This window comes from Nostoc sp. LPT (assembly GCF_017115165.1).
In the GTDB taxonomy this organism is placed as follows: Bacteria; Cyanobacteriota; Cyanobacteriia; order Cyanobacteriales; family Nostocaceae; genus Nostoc.
This window is the reverse complement of the sequence record NZ_JABXKF010000036.1, coordinates 21,510-41,087: the sequence shown is the minus strand read 5'-3', so window position 1 is coordinate 41,087 and position 19,578 is coordinate 21,510. Positions and strand designations below refer to the sequence as shown.

Annotated in this window: 20 protein-coding genes and 1 pseudogene; 9 read left to right on the top strand and 12 right to left on the bottom strand. The window is 42.7% G+C overall.

Features of this window, described 5'->3' with window-relative positions; genetic code table 11:
- A pseudogene (locus tag HWQ58_RS08735) lies at positions 1-532 on the top strand (hypothetical protein); the annotation flags it as partial.
- 45 nt (positions 533-577) lie between these two features.
- Here the strand turns inward: HWQ58_RS08735 and HWQ58_RS08730 are convergent.
- The gene (locus tag HWQ58_RS08730) at positions 578-790 is read right to left on the bottom strand and encodes a hypothetical protein (RefSeq protein WP_292860478.1); all 213 of its coding nucleotides are present in this window, start codon (positions 788-790) and stop codon (positions 578-580) included.
- 394 nt (positions 791-1,184) lie between these two features.
- Here HWQ58_RS08730 and HWQ58_RS08725 point away from each other — a divergent pair, with 394 nt between their 5' ends.
- Both HWQ58_RS08725 and HWQ58_RS08720 read left to right on the top strand, forming a co-directional pair.
- Entirely contained in the window at positions 1,185-1,481 is a 297-nt protein-coding gene (locus HWQ58_RS08725; protein WP_292860475.1) for a hypothetical protein, read from the top strand.
- Between the two features lie 126 nt (positions 1,482-1,607).
- Positions 1,608-1,784 carry a hypothetical protein gene (locus HWQ58_RS08720; protein WP_292860472.1) on the top strand — a complete coding sequence of 59 codons (177 nt, stop codon included), beginning with the start codon at positions 1,608-1,610 and terminating at the stop codon, positions 1,782-1,784.
- Here the strand turns inward: HWQ58_RS08720 and HWQ58_RS08715 are convergent.
- Positions 1,761-3,017, bottom strand: a complete 1,257-nt coding sequence (locus HWQ58_RS08715; protein ID WP_292860469.1) for an FGGY-family carbohydrate kinase — start codon at positions 3,015-3,017, stop codon at positions 1,761-1,763. The two genes, HWQ58_RS08720 and HWQ58_RS08715, sit on opposite strands and share 24 nt — an antisense overlap.
- 355 nt (positions 3,018-3,372) lie before the next feature.
- Here HWQ58_RS08715 and psaM point away from each other — a divergent pair, with 355 nt between their 5' ends.
- Together psaM and HWQ58_RS08705 are read left to right on the top strand one after the other, a co-directional pair.
- Positions 3,373-3,504 (top strand): photosystem I reaction center subunit XII, encoded by a 132-nt coding sequence (gene psaM, locus HWQ58_RS08710; RefSeq protein ID WP_190912801.1) that lies wholly within the window; start codon positions 3,373-3,375, stop codon positions 3,502-3,504.
- 352 nt (positions 3,505-3,856) lie between these two features.
- A complete protein-coding gene (locus tag HWQ58_RS08705) occupies positions 3,857-4,267 on the top strand; it encodes a hypothetical protein (RefSeq protein ID WP_292860466.1) in 411 nt (136 codons plus the stop codon).
- A gap of 255 nt (positions 4,268-4,522) precedes the next feature.
- On the opposite strand, the gene HWQ58_RS08700 is transcribed toward HWQ58_RS08705, so the two are convergent.
- A complete protein-coding gene (locus HWQ58_RS08700) occupies positions 4,523-5,242 on the bottom strand; it encodes a tetratricopeptide repeat protein (RefSeq protein WP_292860463.1) in 720 nt (239 codons plus the stop codon).
- A 502-nt stretch (positions 5,243-5,744) separates the two neighbouring features.
- Here HWQ58_RS08700 and HWQ58_RS08695 point away from each other — a divergent pair.
- Entirely contained in the window at positions 5,745-6,209 is a 465-nt protein-coding gene (locus HWQ58_RS08695; protein ID WP_292738383.1) for a hypothetical protein, read from the top strand.
- A gap of 6 nt (positions 6,210-6,215) precedes the next feature.
- Positions 6,216-6,773, top strand: coding sequence for a glutathione S-transferase family protein (locus tag HWQ58_RS08690; RefSeq protein WP_292860460.1), 558 nt, complete (start codon positions 6,216-6,218; stop codon positions 6,771-6,773).
- Between the two features lie 56 nt (positions 6,774-6,829).
- Here the strand turns inward: HWQ58_RS08690 and HWQ58_RS08685 are convergent, their stop codons facing one another.
- The 4 genes from HWQ58_RS08685 to HWQ58_RS08670 all read right to left on the bottom strand — a co-directional run bounded on the left by HWQ58_RS08685 (position 6,830) and on the right by HWQ58_RS08670 (position 9,058).
- Positions 6,830-7,321 (bottom strand): YajQ family cyclic di-GMP-binding protein, encoded by a 492-nt coding sequence (locus HWQ58_RS08685; RefSeq protein WP_292860457.1) that lies wholly within the window; start codon positions 7,319-7,321, stop codon positions 6,830-6,832.
- Positions 7,322-7,437: 116 nt separating this feature from the next.
- On the bottom strand, positions 7,438-7,836 hold the full coding sequence (locus HWQ58_RS08680) for an MAPEG family protein (RefSeq protein WP_292860454.1): 399 nt from the start codon (positions 7,834-7,836) through the stop codon (positions 7,438-7,440).
- A gap of 88 nt (positions 7,837-7,924) precedes the next feature.
- Positions 7,925-8,428 carry a DNA recombination-mediator protein A gene (locus HWQ58_RS08675; RefSeq protein ID WP_292860451.1) on the bottom strand — a complete coding sequence of 168 codons (504 nt, stop codon included), beginning with the start codon at positions 8,426-8,428 and terminating at the stop codon, positions 7,925-7,927.
- 84 nt (positions 8,429-8,512) lie between these two features.
- Positions 8,513-9,058 carry a PadR family transcriptional regulator gene (locus tag HWQ58_RS08670; protein WP_292860447.1) on the bottom strand — a complete coding sequence of 182 codons (546 nt, stop codon included), beginning with the start codon at positions 9,056-9,058 and terminating at the stop codon, positions 8,513-8,515.
- A 94-nt stretch (positions 9,059-9,152) separates the two neighbouring features.
- Here HWQ58_RS08670 and HWQ58_RS08665 point away from each other — a divergent pair, with 94 nt between their 5' ends.
- Entirely contained in the window at positions 9,153-9,671 is a 519-nt protein-coding gene (locus HWQ58_RS08665) for a DUF4188 domain-containing protein (RefSeq protein WP_292860444.1), read from the top strand.
- 41 nt (positions 9,672-9,712) lie between these two features.
- Here the strand turns inward: HWQ58_RS08665 and HWQ58_RS08660 are convergent, their stop codons facing one another.
- Positions 9,713-10,807, bottom strand: a complete 1,095-nt coding sequence (locus HWQ58_RS08660) for a phosphotransacetylase family protein (RefSeq protein ID WP_292860441.1) — start codon at positions 10,805-10,807, stop codon at positions 9,713-9,715.
- 876 nt (positions 10,808-11,683) lie between these two features.
- Here HWQ58_RS08660 and HWQ58_RS08655 point away from each other — a divergent pair.
- Positions 11,684-12,148, top strand: a complete 465-nt coding sequence (locus tag HWQ58_RS08655; RefSeq protein ID WP_292860438.1) for a hypothetical protein — start codon at positions 11,684-11,686, stop codon at positions 12,146-12,148.
- 145 nt (positions 12,149-12,293) lie between these two features.
- Here HWQ58_RS08655 and HWQ58_RS08650 read toward each other — a convergent pair whose 3' ends face one another.
- The 4 genes from HWQ58_RS08650 to HWQ58_RS08635 form a co-directional block, all read right to left on the bottom strand.
- The gene (locus HWQ58_RS08650; RefSeq protein WP_292860435.1) at positions 12,294-12,671 is read right to left on the bottom strand and encodes a response regulator; all 378 of its coding nucleotides are present in this window, start codon (positions 12,669-12,671) and stop codon (positions 12,294-12,296) included.
- 126 nt (positions 12,672-12,797) lie between these two features.
- Complete coding sequence (locus tag HWQ58_RS08645) at positions 12,798-16,166, bottom strand: PAS domain S-box protein (RefSeq protein ID WP_292860432.1); 3,369 nt, start codon at positions 16,164-16,166, stop codon at positions 12,798-12,800.
- Positions 16,167-16,179: 13 nt separating this feature from the next.
- Positions 16,180-18,186, bottom strand: a complete 2,007-nt coding sequence (locus HWQ58_RS08640; RefSeq protein WP_292860429.1) for an ATP-binding protein — start codon at positions 18,184-18,186, stop codon at positions 16,180-16,182.
- Between the two features lie 546 nt (positions 18,187-18,732).
- The gene (locus tag HWQ58_RS08635; RefSeq protein WP_292860426.1) at positions 18,733-19,233 is read right to left on the bottom strand and encodes a fatty acid hydroxylase; all 501 of its coding nucleotides are present in this window, start codon (positions 19,231-19,233) and stop codon (positions 18,733-18,735) included.
- Positions 19,234-19,578: the final 345 nt, after the last annotated feature.

The window sequence follows — 19,578 nt, the reverse complement described above, 5'->3', positions numbered from 1 at the left end:
GTTCGCCGAAATAACAAATGAGTTCGCCGAAATAACAAATGAGTTCGCCGAAATAACAAATGAGTTCGCCGAAATACCAAATGAGTTCGCCGAAATACCAAATGAGTTCGCCGAAATAACAAATGAGTTCGCCAAAATAACAAATGAGTTCGCCAAAATAACAAATGAGTTCGCCAAAATAACAAATGCGTTGGCTAGCAAGAACCGCAGGCATCGCCATGATTGCAACAATTTAGCTTTGTCACGCCAGCGTAACGCACCCTTCTCCTATGCTCTATGTGCCAAAAAATATCGGGGGTTTTGTCAAAGGTATAAACCAAAAGCAAAACCAGCCAAACTTTCTTGCTGGGGAAGTAAGTTGCTGGCTGGCCATAAAATTAGCCGGAATAAGGGTAAGCACAAATGCTCACCTGGTCAACTGACACTTTTCGCGCAGTGCCAGGTATCGGAATGCCCGCAAGTGGCAGAAGTTTTAAAGAAGTTTGTTCTAGCTAATAGATCGTTTGACGTAAGTTGCATGAATGAGGTATGATACGTCATTCACCGCCTTGACCGGCCTGACCTCCTACATAAAAGTCTAGTCCACTAACGTTCCCCCGGCCTCAGCTCCTACATAAACGTCTAGTCCACTAACGTTAACGTTCCCTATACTTTCCACGGTTGTACCCTTTAGTCCCTTGCTTTGCTGCTTTGAGACTTTTTCTTCTTCCGTTTTTTCTTTTAGCTCCTCATCAGATCCTGATAGCTGTAGCTCCTCATCAGATCCTTCATTAGATTTTTGCTGTTGCATATACACAATCCAGTAGTTTGTTTTCTGTATTGTATGGCCATAGTAACGCCTGCATGCGGGTTTCGGGATATTTAAGCTATACCCCGTCATGGCGAAGGTATTGTTAAATAAAATAATAGCTTATACCCGATAATTTTGGCGAAGGTATTGTTAAATAAAATAACATCACAAGCGTCTTTCCCCACTTTTAATTTACACAAAAACGTTTTATTTGTTAACTGCTTTTTCTTTTTTCTTTCTTACTTCCACTTTTTTTACATACACACACATACACATCTTTAGCTAAAGCCCCAAGCGGAGCGCTACTCAGTACCATCCACCCGTTACCGCGAGCGACTAAGGCTATCTTTTTCTCACACCGATAATAATAAAGGGGATAGATGACATTCGCGCTGTGGCGAAGCACCCATCCCCGAATAGCTGCCCAGATGATCAACCTGGAATCTATAGTCCGGTATCTAATCATCCCAGTATCGGCCGATATATGTCGATTGTCACTGGGATATTATTTGGCAATCCGAAAGCTGCTCAAATGCGACGCAGTTTTTTCTACGATTTCAGTAACTATGGCACTTATGACCAATTGACTGTTGATGGATTGACTCAATGGCATCCGGCTTTTCTAGAACTGGGTAAAACTTTAGATAAATGTGCCACAAATTCGATTCTACAGCTGTTTGACGCTTGTTAACTGCTTTCTGACAATATCCTACTTATCCTACTTATCCCACTTTTCCCACTTTTTTACAATAAGTTTTTCTACACTAGTGAAAACTCACACCGATAATTAATAAAGGGGACAGATGACATTCGCGCTGTGGCGAAGCACCCATCCCCGAATAGCTGCCCAGATGATCAACCTGGAATCTATAGTCCGGTATCTTATCATCCCAGTATCGGCCGAGATATGTCGATTGTCACTGGGATAGATACTGATTTACGAAATACCTACGAAAAGATAGTTACAAAATTACTTTTGTTCACCCATCGCTAACAGCGCTGTCCCGTAAGCAGCTTCTGTATACACTGATGCTACAACAGGAACCTGCAAATAACGCGCCCTAATTGCAGTCCAAGTATCATTAGCCGCACCACCGCCAGCAGTATAAACCCTGCTCAATTTGTCTGCGCCCATCTGCTGTAATAATTCATACCCTCGCGCTTCTATGCGGGCAATGCTTTCTAATAACCCATGCAAAAATTCCACTGGATTATCTGGGCGTGGTTCCAAACGTGGCGGTAGATTGGGATCGTTAATCGGAAAGCGATCGCCTACCTTCAACAACGGGTAATAATCTAACTCACTGGCTTTTGATGCATCAATCTCCTGGCTAAGGCTTTCTAACTCAGCGTTTGTGAAAAATTGCTTTAGTACTGCACCTCCAGTATTAGAAGCACCACCAGTCAGCCACAAATCCCCCAGGCGATGGCTGTAAATCCCATATCTGGCATCTTCTACACGGGTACGACTTAACAACTTTAGTACCAACGTTGAACCAAGGGAAGTCACGGCTTCACCAGGTAATTTTGCCCCACTGGCAATAAAAGCGGCAATACTATCAGTTGTACCAGCACACACCAGACAATCACGGCAAAAACCGAACTTGTCCGCAATTTCAGGACGCAATTCGGCAATGGGAGTCCCAGGAGTTAAAACTTTGGGTAGCTGAATCGGTATTTGCAAATTTTCTAGCCATTCTGGGTATTTCAACTCTTCTACGTCATAACCCAGCTTTAAAGCATTATGGTAATCGCTAATACCCAACTGTCCATGTAGGAGAAACGCCAGCCAATCTGCTTGATGCAGGAAATATCTAGCTTTGCTAAAAGATGGTAATTGCCTCATCCACAAAAGTTTGGCCAAGCTGGAGGTGGCACTTAACACGGTATGATTGGGGGGTGCGATACTCCTCAAATGCTCTAGCACTAACGATCCCCGCGCATCGTTATATAGCAATGGTGCATCTGTTGGATTGCCAGCAGCATCGACCAGCAAGACGGTGGAAGAAGTACCATTAATTGCGATCGCTTTAATTTCTCGCCGCAATTGGTCGGGTATTTGTTCTACCAACGCAAACAAAACCTCCTGCCAAATTTTTGGCGTTACGGCATCTGATGAGCCGTGGAAGGGATATCGCACCTCTGCCTGAATACAAGAGGCTTCCTCGTCAATCACCACACCGCGTCCGCCAGATGTGCCGAAGTCGATACCCAGATATAAATTCATAATTTTTATAAATTTTTTTAATGGAGAATAATTGAAGAAGGCAGAAGGCAGAGGGCAGAGGGCAGAAGGTTCTTTTCACTTATAGGATTCAAACCCCTCCTGAAAACAAGCCACCAAATTTTCAATTTTGTTACGGGGTCTTAAACCCTTACTCCCAAGGCGTCGTAGCAGAGGGCAGGTTTTCAGTTTTCCCTTCTGCCTCCTGCCTCCTGCCCTCTGCCTTTCTTGATAAGGACTACTGACTAATAACTGCTTTTGTTGCATCTTGTAACAAGATATTCCACAATCTTGGCAAAACAAGGAAAAGTAGTAAACGAACTGTTCAAAATCTATTCAGGTTAGGAGGTTTTTAGCCATGCCTATCTTAGATACTCTGTACATTGCTCAGGTGTCTTCCATCTCAGATACTCAAGTCTACATCGCTCTAGTTGTAGCCTTGATCCCAGGAGTTCTAGCTTGGCGATTAGCCACAGAACTTTACAAATAACGCTCCGATGTGACACAGTTAAAAAGCAAATAATCCTGGCAATACGGGGTGCAATTTTTAGAAGCTTGTGGTTTCATGCCATAAGTACCTAGAAACCTTGCACTTACGTAAGCCAGGTTATTTTTTAACTGGTGCAACACTTGTAGCTATTTCAAAAAAATGAAGTAATATGACAGCTAAATCAAGCATTCAGGAGTGCTGAGTGCTAATTCAGTTCCGAGTATCGAGTGCTGAGTGCTGAGTGAAATTTCCAACTCAGCACGGGCTAACCCCCCGCTACCACTAACAAAACTCATAACTCAGCACTTTTGATAGTGCTTCCCTTCACTAAGCGAGGTTATCTTTTAGCATCATGAACGCGATTCAACCGTCGAGACCACCGTCACAACCTATACAAAAACGCCGAGTCACTCCTCGACCAAAGCGGCATCTTCGTCAACGTTCTTACCAGGTGATGGCACTGGAAAGCACAGCCAAAATAGCAGTTAATCTTGTGATTACAGCCGTTGCAGCATCTGCCTTAACACAACTCTTGCCTTATCATTGGTTACAGCAGGAAAAGTTACGAGAAATGAGTACTGAAGTCAAGCTGATGGAAGGACATGTCAATGGTTTGCGGGCAGAATTTAGCCGTAACTTCGATCCGCAAGAAGCTAAAATTATTAGGCAACGACAAGGATACCGATTCGATCCCAGCCAGCGTCAGATTGTGTTGATGAATCAAGATCGCCGACAAGATGAACAAACAGACTCATCACCCTAAAATAAATGGCGAATTTGGGATTATTTAGGTTTATTCTGATTTAGGCTACCTAGAAACCGGATGTTAATTTATATTATTGCTAATAAGTAATGGTTAATAGCTAATTGTTAAATAGCTATGTAGTTCTCATCTATTAGTCATTAGCGATACAGCGTCGCTTCTCTACGAGACGCTGCGCGAACGCTCCAATTAAAAATTCAAAATGAAGAATTTACTTTTTGAATCTTGAATTTGCAAAAAGGACTAATCTACCAACTAGGACGCTGATTCAGATAGCAGCTCGTTTAGCCAGTTTACGAGTTGTAAACGCAAGCGACAACTAGTAATATCCTTATTGTTGTCAACAGAGGGTAGTTTAGTAAGGGCGCGACGATAATCAGCGATCGCACAATTCCAGTCACCCCAAAGATGGTAAGTTCTGCCGCGTTCAGCCCAGATCTGACCTTCTAGTTGACCGAAAAGCAGTGCTACCTCAAAATTCTCAATTGCCTCCTCATATTGCCCCAAATCACGCCAGGTAATGCCTCTGTTAATCCACGCTCTGACGTGGCGAGGATTCAAATCAATCGCTTGATCGTAGTCGGCAAGTGCTGCTGCTAATTCTCCACAAGCTGCGTAGTAATTTGCTCGATTGTTATAAGCACTAGCCAAATAGGGATTAAGTTTGAGGGCGGTGTTATAGTCATAAAGCGCTTTTTGCCTTTCGCCACTTTGAAAATAAATTAGCCCCCGGTTGTTGTAATTAACAGCATTGTGAGGATTGCGGCAGATTAGTTGGCTTAAAAGTGCGATCGCTTCAGTATAATCTCCTTGTTGAGCCAACTTTAAAGCAAAAGAGCGTAAGTCGTTATCCCCAAAATTAGATTTGCTGCGATCCCTTTTCCTTCGATCTAGAACTTTATTTGTAGTATCTAGAACATACTTGTATTGTTTACTTTGCTGGTCATCGTCAGCTAAAAATGAGTGAATATTCATCTTTTCCTACATTAAATCCATGCTTTGTGAAATAAAATTCTAGTTTTTTCCCTCTGGTGGTTTTACCATTGGGTCTACTTTTAAAGTATTTCTGGTTACTGGAAAGCCATCTCAAGACTGAATTTAAACTACTCACACCAGTAGAAATCTATGCCTTAAATAAACAATTGCTCCTCAAACCTAATCATGGATACTCGATCCCGAAGGTGAATTCCAGAAATAGCAGATGTCAATCTCAAAGACTAGTCAAGTAGTGAGAGCGACAAATTGGTAGAATGCCAACAAGCCGTTATTAGAGAGGGGATGAGGAAGCAGGGGAATCAAGGGGAGAATAATTGATGCCCAATGCCCAATACTTCGGCTCCCTTCCCTACGGGACGCTACACGTAGCTTGCTTCCCCGAAGGGGTACGACTACGCCCAGGGCAAGTCGCTCAGTACAAGTGCCCAATGCTCATTCCCCATTCCCTAGATTCAATTTTTAAGTTTTGAGAAATTTCCCGATGACAACTGCAATTTCCTATCCCAATGCCCCTGATTTAGCAACCGATGATTACATTGTTATTGGCTTGGCAACCTGCTTCGTCAAAGAAGATGGAGAAGTTTATCAAATCGAAGTTATCGAGCCGATTCCCTCTGCGGCTTTGGAAGCGCTTTTAAAGGGCATTCCTACCTCTTATAAGTTGGCTCATGCCACAACTTTAGGATCTGTGTTGGATGGTGATTCACAACTGCTGCCAGATGGCTTCCCAGAGTCAGCTCAGTTTGGAGAGGAATTTGTGCCACGGGCATTTGCAGCAGCTCGTACCTACAAGCGTCGTGAATCTGCAAAATCTTTAATTCCCTTGGGTACAAACTACACTGAATTTAAATATTCCATTGAGCGCAAGCGAGTGTTAAACGCCGCTAGAGTTGTAACCAAAGAAGACAACGTTAAACAGCATTCTCACACTCACAAAGTTCTTTAGGTAATTATGCTAAAACTTTACGGCGGCGCTCGTAGCCGAGCGTCAATTGTCCACTGGTATTTGGAGGAATTAGAAATTCCCTACGAATTCGTCAAGCTTGATATGCAGGCGGGTGAACATCTCAAGCCTGAATATTTGGCAATTAACCCATTTGGTAAAGTCCCAGGAATTGTTGATGGGAATTTTCAGCTTTGGGAATCTGGAGCAATTTTGCTGTATCTTGCCGATAAGTACAGTAAAATTCCACTTTCACTCCAAGAACGTGCTGTATTTTCTCAATGGGTGTTGTTTGCTAATGCTACCCTTGGCCCAGGGATTTTTGGAGAGGAAAATCGAGAACGGGAAATGCCCCGCTTATTGACTCCGTTAAATGAAATTTTCAGTAGGCAATCTTTTTTACATGGTAATGAGTTCACTATTGCTGATGTGGCAGTGGGGTCTATTTTGAATTATATTCCCATGATACTGAAGCTAGACCTCAGCCCCTATCCAGCGGTGTTGAACTATATGAAGCAGTTATCTGAGCGTCCGGCATTTCAAAGAAGTATTGGCAGACGGACTTAAAATAATTCGTAATTCGTAATTCGTAATTGAATTTTTAACTACGAATTACGAATCTTTTAACGATAATTTGTAAATTGCAAAGCAACTGGGTAGTCTTCTTGTTTTAGCCGCTGCATGACAACTTGCAAGTCATCTTTAGATTTGGCAGAAACCCGCACAGCATCCCCTTGAATTGAAGCTTGTACCTTTTTAAATTCGTCCCGAATCAATTTGGAAATTTGTTTGGCGATTTCCTGACTGATGCCTTTTTTGAGTTTGATTTCTTGACGCACGCGATTACCACTGGCTGATTCAACCTTGCCAAAATCAAAGATTTTTTGGGAGAGGTTACGCTTGGCGGCTTTTTCTCGCAGAATGGTGTGTACAGAATCTAAAGTAAACTCGCTGTCAGTACTAATGTTAATACTTTCTTCAACTAACTCGACAGTAGTTTCAGTGTCTTTGAGGTCATAACGACCTTTGATGTCTCGTATAACTTGATCGACAGCGTTAACCAACTCTTGTCGGTCAAAGTCGCTCACAATGTCAAAGGAAAAAGTAGAAGCCATAAAACATTTTGGATTTTAGATTTTGGATTTTAGATTGGGCATGGGGCATTGGGCATTGAGCATTGTTATTTTCCTTGTCTCCCTCATCTCCCCACTACCCACTCCCCAGTCCCCAATTAACTAGTAGCTTGGATGATGCTCAAGAAAAAGAGAGTGGCACAGCCAAGGATGCCAATGGCAAACATCAGCGATCGCAAAAGGGGTATATTCAAAATATAAAAAATCGAGTATAGGAAACGGGCCACCACAAAGGCGATCGCAGCTACTTGTGCCTTAGTTGAATTTACACCAGTTACATAAGCCATCAATGCGGCTGCGGCAAACACCATAAACGCTTCAAAGGTGTTCTGATGTGCCCAAGTAGCCCGTTGGGCATAAGGCGGCAATTTATCAAACAGAGCGCGAGGAGTAGAAAACATTTCATATCCAATACGCGCACGGGCATAAGCTACTATCAAAAATGGCACATAAATTAGAACCGCAGCAGCAGCGATCGAGTACAAAAAAATTATCATTACTTATTAGTCATTGGTTATTTAGTCATCAGTCATCAGTCATCAGTCATTAGTCAAATACAAATGACAAAGGACAAATGACAAATGACTAATCAAAGTAAAAAAGCGTCACCACTTTTCTTTGTTCTTCTGCATCTTGACAGGTTTGCAGCAGGGTGCCACTGTCGTGAAAAGCAAAGCAGATTAGTTGCTGACAACGGGAGACAATCTCCTTGTTGCACAAATAACTAGCTTCCGCCAGAGACAGATTATCATTACTGGGATTTTCGACTAGATGCATTACTTGTTCTAGTTGCTGGCGCGATTCTAAAGGCTGGCGTTCCAGGCTTTGGGGTAGAATCACCGTCAACAAATTTGCATCAGCTCGGGTTGCTCCCTTGATAGCAGCTGAATTTGTACCTGTAGCACCAGAAGTGATGATTCGATTACCCGATAAAACTAGGGCATAAGTCATCATTTCAATAAGATTCTGATGCGTAATCGGGACGTGACGAGAACCCAACAAGGCAATTCTTTTAGAACCCGTTTGCTGGATTGTCGCCAGTTCTTGGGCTAATGTATCGAGGTTAATAAGGTCTGTTGATTGGCTCAAAGATGGAGATAATCAGACTAAACGACCCAGATATTTTACCAAACAGCGTGTAGATGCGAGGAAAACTTAAGTTAGACATTGCGACTAATTTTCGATTCTTTGGTTCAGTAACTCCATTACTTGGTAACACCAGGCTAGCCAATGTGTTTCATAACTAATGCCATTTAGGAGAGTTAAATACTGAAATTTGCCTGGTTCTGAGAGTTCTTGGGGATTTTGAAAGTAACGCTGTTCTAAGTTATGGTACGTAGACAATTTTTTTTGATGGGCTTTTTGATGATGTTCTAGCTCTGCCAAGATAATTTGCTTAGGAACAATATGACCAGCAAAAATTTTTACAAGTAAATCATCTTTAATCGGTGTAGGTTCACAAGGTTGAGCAATCCACTCTTTGAGGTGCTGTTCTCCCAAGTCTGTAACGCTGTAGAGCCTTTTATCTGGCCGTCCTGCTTGAAGAATCGACTCCGAACTAATCCATCCTTGATCTTCTAGCTTTGATAACTCCCGATAAATCTGCTGGTGACTTGCTGACCAGAAAAAGCCTACAGAGCCATCGAATCGCTTTGCTAAATCATACCCACTACAGGATGCCTCAACCAGAGCCGCTAATATTGCGTGCGCTAATGCCATAATTTTTAATTCACTACTTGACTTATGCAACTAATTGCATAAAATAATTATATGCAATTAGTTGCATATAGACTTAAACAACAAGGAGTGATAGATGCCTCAAGTAATACCGGGACGATTTACAGCCGAGATTGATGAACCCTTTGTTGTGTTTCTGATTGGGATGCGAATTAATAAATTATTCGCTTTTTCCAAATGGATTCCGACTGCAACAGCAATGTCGCCCATGCTACGAAGCCTTTACCAGAATCCTGAAAAAGGGTTTTTAGGGGGAGAAACTTTTGTTTACTGGCGAGGAGTGGGATTGATTCAGTATTGGCGCTCGTTCGAGGATTTGGAGCGTTTTGCTAGAAATCCAGCCGATGCACATTTAAAAGCTTGGCAAAGGTTTAATCAAGCCATTGGTGCTGATGGCAGTGTCGGCATTTGGCACGAAACTTATTTAATAGAACCAGGAAGATATGAGGCAGTTTACGGGAATATGCCTGTCTTTGGATTAGCTGCTGCAACTAAACATGTCCCAGCTATGGGGCACAAGGAGACAGCTCGCCGTCGCCTGGGAGGTGACGGCGAACCAGCTGTACCCTCACCAGCAATACAGCCTCCTAACTGATAACTGAGCATTGATGCTCTTAATAGTTTGAGTTGATGAATCTAAGATAATGCCGCTGCGGGAGTTAAATCTAGTTTGGATAACAAACGGTCAATGTCAAAATGCTCAGACATCAGCTGGCGAATGAACTGAACCTTAATCGGCTCATGGAGGCGGACTTGCCCAAAAGTGCGGTCAACAATTTCTACAGTGGTGAGGGTGTCTAAGTCAACAGATAAAATGGGGATTTCTAGTTCTTCAGCGCGACTGAGAATGAACGGCGGGGGTGGTAGTTGTCCTGTGAGAATTAAACATTGGGTAGAAGTTTCCAAAGCCGCTTGCTGAATTTCCACGCGATCACCTCCTGTCACCACTGCCATATTCCGACGTTTGCGGAAATATTTCACAGCGGAGTTGACATTCATCGCTCCAATTGCCAGACTTTCTACTAACAAATCCATGCGATCGTTGCGGCAGAGAACATCAGCCTTTAACTGCTTGACTAGTTCACCAACACTGACGCTGCGGAGCAAATCGCTATTCGGCAGCATTGCTAGCACTTGAATCCCCTGCTGTTCCAAAAATGGGCGCAAAAAAGTATCAACTGCTTCTAGTTGAGTGATAGGAATATCATTGATTACAACTCCAATCAAGCGATCGCCCACACGCTGTTTTGCAGCTAATAGGGCCTCAACCGAAAGCAACGATTTATAGCGGGCTACTAACAGCACAGCAGCATCTAATACTTCAGCCATTTGCAGTAAAGACAAGTCAAACAAATTGCCTTCGCACAAATTACCAGGCCCCTCCAGTAACACCAAATCTCCTTGAGACTTATGTAAATATTGCTGTATTAGGGACTGCTGATAATCGGTTTTGTCTTCCCCCCGCAAGCGCTTTTGCACATTTGGTTCATCCAAAGCCAGCATTGTAGGTGCAACGCGGTTTTCCGGCAAATTGAGGCTAAGAGCGATGAACTGGACATCTTCCTCAATTACGGTTCCACTAGACGAATTGAAAGACGTACCGAGTGGTTTACCGTAGCTAATATCCAGACCTTTTTGCTGCAGCTGATGAGACAAACCCAGAACAGTTGCAGATTTACCGCTGTAATTCTCGGTCGATCCAATCAGCAAATATTTAGGGGATTTTGGCACACATGCACTCCTAATTTCAAAAGTCAGAAGAACCCAGCTAGGTGTTTCCTAATTCTAGTTCCTTCTGGCAAAAGCCTCTCGCTCTCACAAATTAAGGTTTCCCAGAATTACCTTCTGATTGAACAAGCAGGGGCATAACTTAGTGCCATTCGAGCCTGAGACTTAAGTTTCAGGCTCATAGCCTAAGTCTGTTAAAACTGATAGATATCTTGCAGCATTGTCAATTAGCACCATCACCCGCCCAGAAATAAATTTCTCTTTCTTATAGCTCAAGTCCACTAAACGTGGAATCAAACCCTTGTTCAGTCTTCTTTAGAAGACTTTAGCTATTGCCTCAGAATTCATTTTGAGGCGGTTATTGGGACTGGTGTAAGAATATCAGTTCAAACAGACTCAATTAAGTGAGTTTGAGTTCGTTTTAATTGACTTCTCTGACGCAGCTATCTGTGTTGTCTGTATTTTTAGCGCAAAATTGCGTTTATAGATATAAATTTTAAGTAAATATAAACTTGTCAATAGTAATATTGAGTAATTTTTTAATTTATGACGAATCTTGTTGACTTATATTATTCTCTTATGGCAGTATAAGCACATAAGTATTCCGGCTCAAAAAATCATAAAATTTACAGGTTATAAAGAAAATTTAGCGAGCTTTGAGGATTGTATTATACGCAAAGCTGAAATCCGTTTATGGTACTTCATTACTATAACGCGCTGGAAAAGAGGGATTTAAAAAATCCTATATTTTTGTTTGGCTCAACGCTCTTGAATCTTTTGGTTTGAGATTGCAAAAGCGTTTTGATTTATTGACTTTCAAAATATTGAATTTAAGCAAATTTTTTGTAAGTAAATCACCCTTTAAAAAAAAAGGTAAAAATGGAAATAAATGCTGTTGAAATTAATTATGTAAAAATTCAATTTATAATTAATTCTTGTCAAGAACTCCAAGATAGTTTAGCTGAAGGTTGGCAAAATTTTAATACAAGTGAAAACGTCAAGATATTTAGCGGATTTTTTGAATTTATTTTCAGGGCTGGATTCGACGAAAGCCAGTATAGGAAGGTAATACCTAACCCTGCCTATGACAATGCTGCTAGATTGATTGGTAAGCCTTTTTTGGAAACCGCCAGGAAATTTGAAATTCATTTCGATGAAATTTTTCCTGGCAGCTTTTCTGAATCACAAGAAGCAGAAAAGGAAGGTTTTGAAGTTCGTATGTTTAAGCTAAAAGCTTTTTATCGAAATAAACCTTTATGCCTATTCTTACTTAAGTTTCCTCATTATCATGAAAAATTTGGCTTTCCACTCTCACCAAAATTAGAAATTTTAGAGTTGTATTAATTGCAGGGAAGACCTAGTGTCAAGGGAGATAATCAAGGGATAGGGGAATGATTTAGCTTGTCTCTCCCCTCCTCTTGTCCTATAATTCTGAATTTGAGCCAACTAAAAAGCTGCGAGCGCAGATGAAAAGCCTTCATAACTTCCCTCAAAAGCCCAACACCTGCATTGATTTTTCAAGTACTTCTTTGGGGCGAAATGGTTTAGTTAGATATAAGTCTGCACCAACCTCAATTCCTTTTTGTTTATCAAATTCCTGTCCCTTAGCTGTCAATATTACAATGTAGATATCAGTCATTTGCAAGTCGTTTTTTACAATATGGCAGACTTGCAGACCATTCATTTTCGGCATCATCACATCAAGAAAAACTAGGTTTGGTTTTTCAGTTTTGATGGTTTCGAGAGCTTCTTCTCCATTTCTAGCAGTTAGAAGTTCAACACCCTCATCTTCTAATGCTTCTAAGGCTTGTTCCATCAAAATTAAGATATTAGGTTCATCGTCAACAATTAGAATTTTCTGGGTCATAGGGATTGGGGATTGGGGATTGGGGATTAGGGATTAGGGACAGGGGATTAGGAATTAGGGATTAGGAAAATTTGTTCTTAGTTGCCAGTACCCAGTCCCTAGTCCCCAATCCCCACTCCCTAGCAATTATTGTTCAGACAGCATAATAAAAAATACATTTTGCAACTCCTTCTCAAAGCGTAGGGTTTTCACCAAATCGGCTTCTTGAGAGAAGATAGAATCGATGATGATCATGTCAGGTTTGGCTGACAGGGCTTTATAAATGCATTCTTGGGGATCGGAAGCTTCAATCACGCTGTATCCCTGAGTTTGCAGTACATCTGATAGGGTTTTTAAGGCTGATGCATTTTTATCTACAACCAATACCTTTTTACTAGAAGTGCCTTGGTAAAGCAGTGAGCCAATTTCGTTGAGGAGTTTTTCTGTGTCAATGGGCTTGGTGAGATAACGATCAATGCCAATATGATAGCCCCGTTCTTTGTTTTCAATAATTGACAGAATAATAATCGGAATATCTGCGGTTTGAGGATCGTTTTTGAGAACGGCTGCCACATCGAAACCGTTGATTTGGGGCATCATCAGGTCCAAGAGGATCAGATCGGGGCGGGATATTTTGATTTGATGAATCGCATCCATGCCGTCCTTTGCTTCGCAAACATTGTAGCTTTCGTTTTCCAGTTGTTGACGGAGCAGTTCCCGAATGTTAGCGTCATCATCTACAACCAAAATAGTTTTACGGTTTTGGTTGGGCACAGCATTTTTGGTGATGACGTGTTCTTTAAGTTGTTTGACTAGCGTATCCAAATTCAGATTAGCAGTATTTTTTTGATCGCTGGCGTAGGTGGGAATAATAAACGAGAATATGCTGCCTTTACCTGGTTCACTCTCAACCCAGATTTTACCGCCGTGATGATCGACGATTTGTTTACAGATGGGCAGTCCTAACCCTGTGCCTTTGGGTTTGTCGGTGAGGGTGTCGCCAACTTGGCGGAATTTCTCGAATACTTTCGGCTGGTCTTCAGGCGCAATCCCAATGCCTGTATCAATGACGCTGATGCAAACACCGTCGTTTTCTTGTTTGACGCGGCAGGTGACACAACCAGATTCGGTAAATTTAACGGCATTGGAAATCAGGTTGATTAAAACTTGCAGCAAACGATTGCGATCGCCTACTATCTGAGGCAGTCCAGGTTCAATCTCGCTGACCAACTGCAAGCCATTGGTTTCAAATAACCCGGCGGTAGAATTGGTTGCCCAATCCAGTAATTCGCTGGCATCAATCGGCTGCATCTGCCATTCCACCTTACCTGCTTCCATCTTGGCGATGTCCAGGACATCGTTAATCAAAGACGTAAGCCGTTCTGCTTCCGACACAATAATATTGAGATTGTCAGCCACCCGCTTAATCGTTTTCTGAAGCTTGCGGTCTTCGGTAGAAATCATTGGGAACACATCGGTTTCCAGCTTTTCTTGAATGATCGACGCAAAACCGAGGACAGAAGTAAGTGGCGTCCGCAACTCGTGGGAAACTGTTGAGATGAAGTCCGTCTTCATCTGGTCGATTTCCTTTTCTGCCGTCACATCTCGAATCAGCAGTGCTGAACCGAAGCAAGCAGCGGGTTCTGGGTCTGCTGTCTTTTTGAAAATGGCGGTTGCTACTGCTTGACCAATGCGTTCCTTCGTCAGTGCAACTTCGGCAGAGAACACCTCTTGGGGATGGGACTGAGTTCGTGCAACCAGGTCTGCTAAACCAGATATCGGCAATTCTCGATAGTGACCATTGAGGGCGGTAGCTGTCAATCCATACATGGCTAAAAAGGCAGGATTGAAGTGGGTAATTTGTCCTGCGGTGTCTGCCACTAACAAACCATCTGCTAAGTTATCTAAAATGGCATTTAATCCCTGTGCTTCTGCTAGGGTATTTTGCAGGGCAGCCGTCCGCTCTGCAACTCTGGCTTCCAGTTCTTGATTCAGTTGCCGCAGAGCGATTTCTGCTTGTTTGCGAGCAGTGATGTCGGTATTGATTTCCAGCACCGCGCAGGGCTGACCAGAGATGTCTCGTTGCAAAGTCCATCGACTCTGGACGGTAATCAGTCTGCCATCATGGGTGAGGTGTTCCACTTCTCCTTCCCAATTTCCTTGCTCTAATAACTCTGCTACAATTTCTTCCTTTGGTTTTGGAAAGGTTTTTTTGATAAAAGCTTGAATGCATTGGCCTTTCACTTCTTCACGCGTCCAACCGTAGAGTCTTTCGGCACCCTGATTCCAGTGAGAGATTTTGTCGCTCATGTCGCGGACGATGATGGCATCGCTGGAATGATTCAACATATCTAATAAGCGTTGATTTTCAGCTTCTGCCTGCTTGCGATCGTGAATATCAGTACAGGTGCCAATCCATTCCCGAATACTGCCGTCTTCTTCTAGGACGGGGGCACCACAGACAGAGAAGTAGCGGTATGTACCATCCTTGCCACGCAGCCGATATTCGGTTTGGTAGATACCTCGGTTCGCCACAGCAGCATTCCAAACTTCTGTCGATCTGGCGCGGTCATCGGGATGAATTGGATCAATCCAGCCCCAACCCTCAACTTCAGCTTCGCTCTGCCCCGTATAGGCTATCCAGGTGAGCATTTCACTACTTATTCCCAGTCCTTCCGGGGTAGCTCCCCAGACGATCTGTGAAGTAGCAGTTACTAACGAGCGATATCGTTCTTCAAGACGCTGATTTTCGGCTTCTGCCAGCTTGCGATCGTGAATATCGGTGCAGGTGCCAATCCATTCCCGAACGCTACCATCATCTTCGATGACGGGGGCACCCCAGACCCAAAAGTAGCGATAATTACCATCCTTGCCACGAATTCGGTATTCAATTTGATACATGCTCAGGTTTGCTACGGCAACACCCCAGGCTTCTCCGGTATAGCCACGATCATCGGGATGTACAGCATCAATCCAGCCCCCATTTTCCGCTTCAGCTAAACTTTGACCTGTGTAGGCGATCCAGTCTGTCAATTCAAAGCAAATTCCTTCTGGTGTGCTGACCCAGATAATTTGCGTGTTAGTTTTGACCAGAGAGCGGTATCGTGCTTCGCTCTTTTTCAAAATTTTTTCGGAGTGTTGACGTTCCTGCTGGGCACGCCTGAGGTCGCTAATGTCTTCCACACTTGACCAGATCAGTTGCTCTCCATCTTTCTCAATCATCAGTCCAGAGACCCTGACCGGAACTAGATGCCCGTCTTTGTGGATGAACTCCTTCTCATCGGGCCCGTAGCGACCAGTCTGTTTTAGGTTCTCTAGCAGGGCTTGCTCGGCGGCATAGTTTTTTGGAGTAATTTGCCAGTAGCTGAGATTCAGGGTTTCTGAAACAGTACGCCCCAAAATGCCAGCATAGGCGGGGTTGATGTTAATTAGCGTCCCATCTGTTCGGCATAGTACTAGCCCAACAGGACATTGTTCAAATAGCTGACTGTTGTATTCATCAAGTTGCTTAAACATGGTTAAGGTTTCTTTAGTGGCGTATTTGGGTAGGGTTAGAACAACAGAACCAAGACAACAAAGTGGCGTAAAGCCTTAACGAAATTGGGTGGCGTTGGAACATCTGGTAAATTTGATCGGGTGATGCACCTTCCACATCTGGATTGTGCTGTGAAAGTCGCTGGATCAGTTGAGTATGGCGAATCAGCAAATCCGTTGGTTTGAGCATTGGAGTTGTTGATGGAATAAAGCCATCGGTATCGGGAGTATGGGATAATTCTGTTGTGCTTGGCGAGGCAGAGGTACTATTCTGTTCTTCAGTCGCATCCACCAATCCACAATTTAATGGAATCTGAATCCAGAATTCTGTTCCTTCACCGGGTTGAGAACGACACTTAAGCATTCCCCGATGTTTGTCTACAACAATTTGGTAGCTGATTGCCATGCCTAAGCCGGTTCCCTTCCCAACATCTTTCGTGGTGAAGAAGGGATCGTAAATGCGGCGAATTATCTCCTCCTTCATGCCTGGGCCGTTGTCAGCGATGCGAATTACAACCCACTGTTGGTCTAGGACTTTGGTACGAATAGTGATTTGGGGATGGTGGGGCCCCCTTTGGGGATAAGGGGTAATGGGGGTTGGGGATTGGGGATTATTTTTGACTACCCAATTTTCTATGCTTTCTTCCAAAGCATCAATAGCATTTGCCAGGATGTTCATAAACACCTGATTCAACTGTCCGGGATAGCATTCAATCAGGGGAAGTTTTGCATAGTCTTTAACGATTTCAATTGCCGGACGATGAACATCTGCTTTCAGGCGATGATGAAGAATCATTAGCGTTCCGTCGATGCCATCGTGGATGTTCACGGCTTTCATTTCAGCTTCATCATGGCGGGAGAAGTTTTTCAGGGATTGGACAATTTCGACGATGCGACCTGTGCCCAGTTTCATCGAATCTAGCAGTTTGGGGAAATCCTGCATGATAAATTCCAGGTCTATATTGTCCAACTCTGATTCCAGTTCTGGAGGAGCAACAGGTAGAAATTTCTGATACTTTTCCAACAGATGTAACAAGTCTTGGGCGTATTCGGCAACATACTTTAAATTGCCGCAAATAAAGTTAACCGGGTTGTTGATTTCATGGGCAACTCCGGCAATAAGTTGTCCGAGACTGGACATTTTTTCGCTTTGGATTAATTGAGTTTGGGCTAATTGCAACTCATGGAGAGCTTGCTGAAGCTTCTGTGTTTGGGCTTTCGCTTGGAGGGCTGCTTGAGTGCTTTGTTCGTAAAGCACAGCTTTATCAATGGCGATCGCTGTTTGAGAGGCAAAGATACTCACCAGTTTCAGGTGTTCAGCCTTGTATGAGTCAGTTTTGGCCGTTCCAATAGCGATCGCTCCCAGTACCCGCTCTTTGGCTCGTAACGGCACACAAATCATGGCATTAACGTTTTTTTGTCCCTCTAATCGCGGATCAGCTTGCACATCATTGACGAGTTCTGCTCGGTTGGATTGCACAATGTTGCCGATAATTCCCTTACCGGGTTCCGGCTGATTATGGTCAAAAAACACTCCAAATTCGGCAATGATTTCAAATGCAGTTGCATCTGGACTCAAAAGCAGAATCATCCCCGCAGATGATTCAATTAATTGACTCAATTCTTGAAGCACAAGTTGGGCAATCTGTCGCGTATCTAAACTTGTTGTCAGTTGAGTCGAGATATCGTCAAACAAATCAATTTCCTGATATCGCTCCAGCAATTCTTTGGCGAGTACTTTCTTCTCAGCTTCCTGCTTTGCCAGAAATGAGAGCAAATTTGCAAGTATAGTTGCCTGTTCTTCCCCTACAACCCAACCGATGATTTCTCCTGAGACCTCGATTGGATAACGATTTTCTACAGTTTGCTCCCCAATGCTAATCAGTTTCGTGCCGTCTACCAGTTCAACATCAATCGCGATGTTGAACTGGTAGACTAAGTTATGAATAAGAGATGGCAACTCTTTTTTGTTGAGCATCTTTCTGAGGCTAACTGCGGGCATGAAACACCTCATCTAGAGCAGGTTGCAAATTTATCACAATCAGTGTTGGTTCGTTGGAGTAGTGTCTCAAAGAGAAACCTATACTGTATTGCAACCTCCTGCCACCTTCACCCCTTTGCATAAGCAAGCTAGGCCTAGCATCTCTTAAAAAGAGAGGAATTGTCATAAAAATCTAGGGATATAATAATTTACTAATTAAGACTAGTTTTCCCAAAAACCTTAGCGATATAACAGCGAAGTCGAGCGGTAGCAAATACCTTTAAACTCTTTACCAGAGGCATTCTTCCGTTCTTATAACTCGCTTCTTGTTTGATAAGTTCTAGAACTATAAACAAAAATTTATTAATTAGATAAAAGTATAGATTCAAATCTATGGTAAATTAATGTCTCTTGTTGCTACTACTCATAAATTGGGAATTAGCTTTTGAGTATATAGGTGAACGCATTTCTAAGAGTAGAATAATCGCCTTGAGTGTACCAAAATCAGCTGCGATCGCAGCTGATTTTGGTAATTTTAAAAAGTATTTACGTAAGCGCTAGTTTTAATTAGATCCGAGAGTCACGAAAACGAAGTCTGAGTAATCGCAGCCAGCGCAACCAAATTTGTGCAGGTTGTTCAAAGAAGGTGAAAATATCGCCGAAACCTAAATTAGTTTTGTGATGATGTAACCAGTGTCTCTCAGGAGTGGTAATAAATAGAATTTGACATAAGATATTTACAGGCTTTGGAGTTTGCCAACCCAGTACACTTATATGTCTCCACCATACATGAAACTGACCAAGCACTAATCCAGAGATAACGCCAATGGGAGAGAAAAACCACAAGACTACTGCTATAAGTACATAAGGTAAAGCTCCAAAGATACCATCTAAAAGAACCTGGGGATTAAAAGTCAAAATAGCATAGTGGCGGAAGTCCTTTTTCCAGGAGTGGTGCGTTTTTAAATGAAGGCTACCAAAAACGTGCTCGGGTATGTGGTAAAAAAATGTAGATAGAAAATCGCCAAAAAACAGTAATAACCAAGCAACAGCGATAGCCTCAAGCATTTGTACTCCTCAAGAATAGTTAAAAAAACTCCACAGAAAATATGCAAATGTTATGCTGTGGGCGTAGACACCTAGTTTTCCGCTATTCAAGCAGCCATTTGTGCGTCTCATGTGTCTACGCTCCAGGTAATTTAGCTCAGAGTATATGTAATTAGGTCAGTTGCAGTTTTATGAATTTTTGATCCTTAATGCAGTAAACAGCAACTCCTAAAAACCTCCAATTTGACTTTTAGCTCTGAGTTAATGGTAGTAATACGTCTAAAACCCGATGGAAATACAGTACTTTACTATAGTTACTACACAATTTTCTTACTAAGGCATACAGCCTAAGCAAAGATTGAGTTA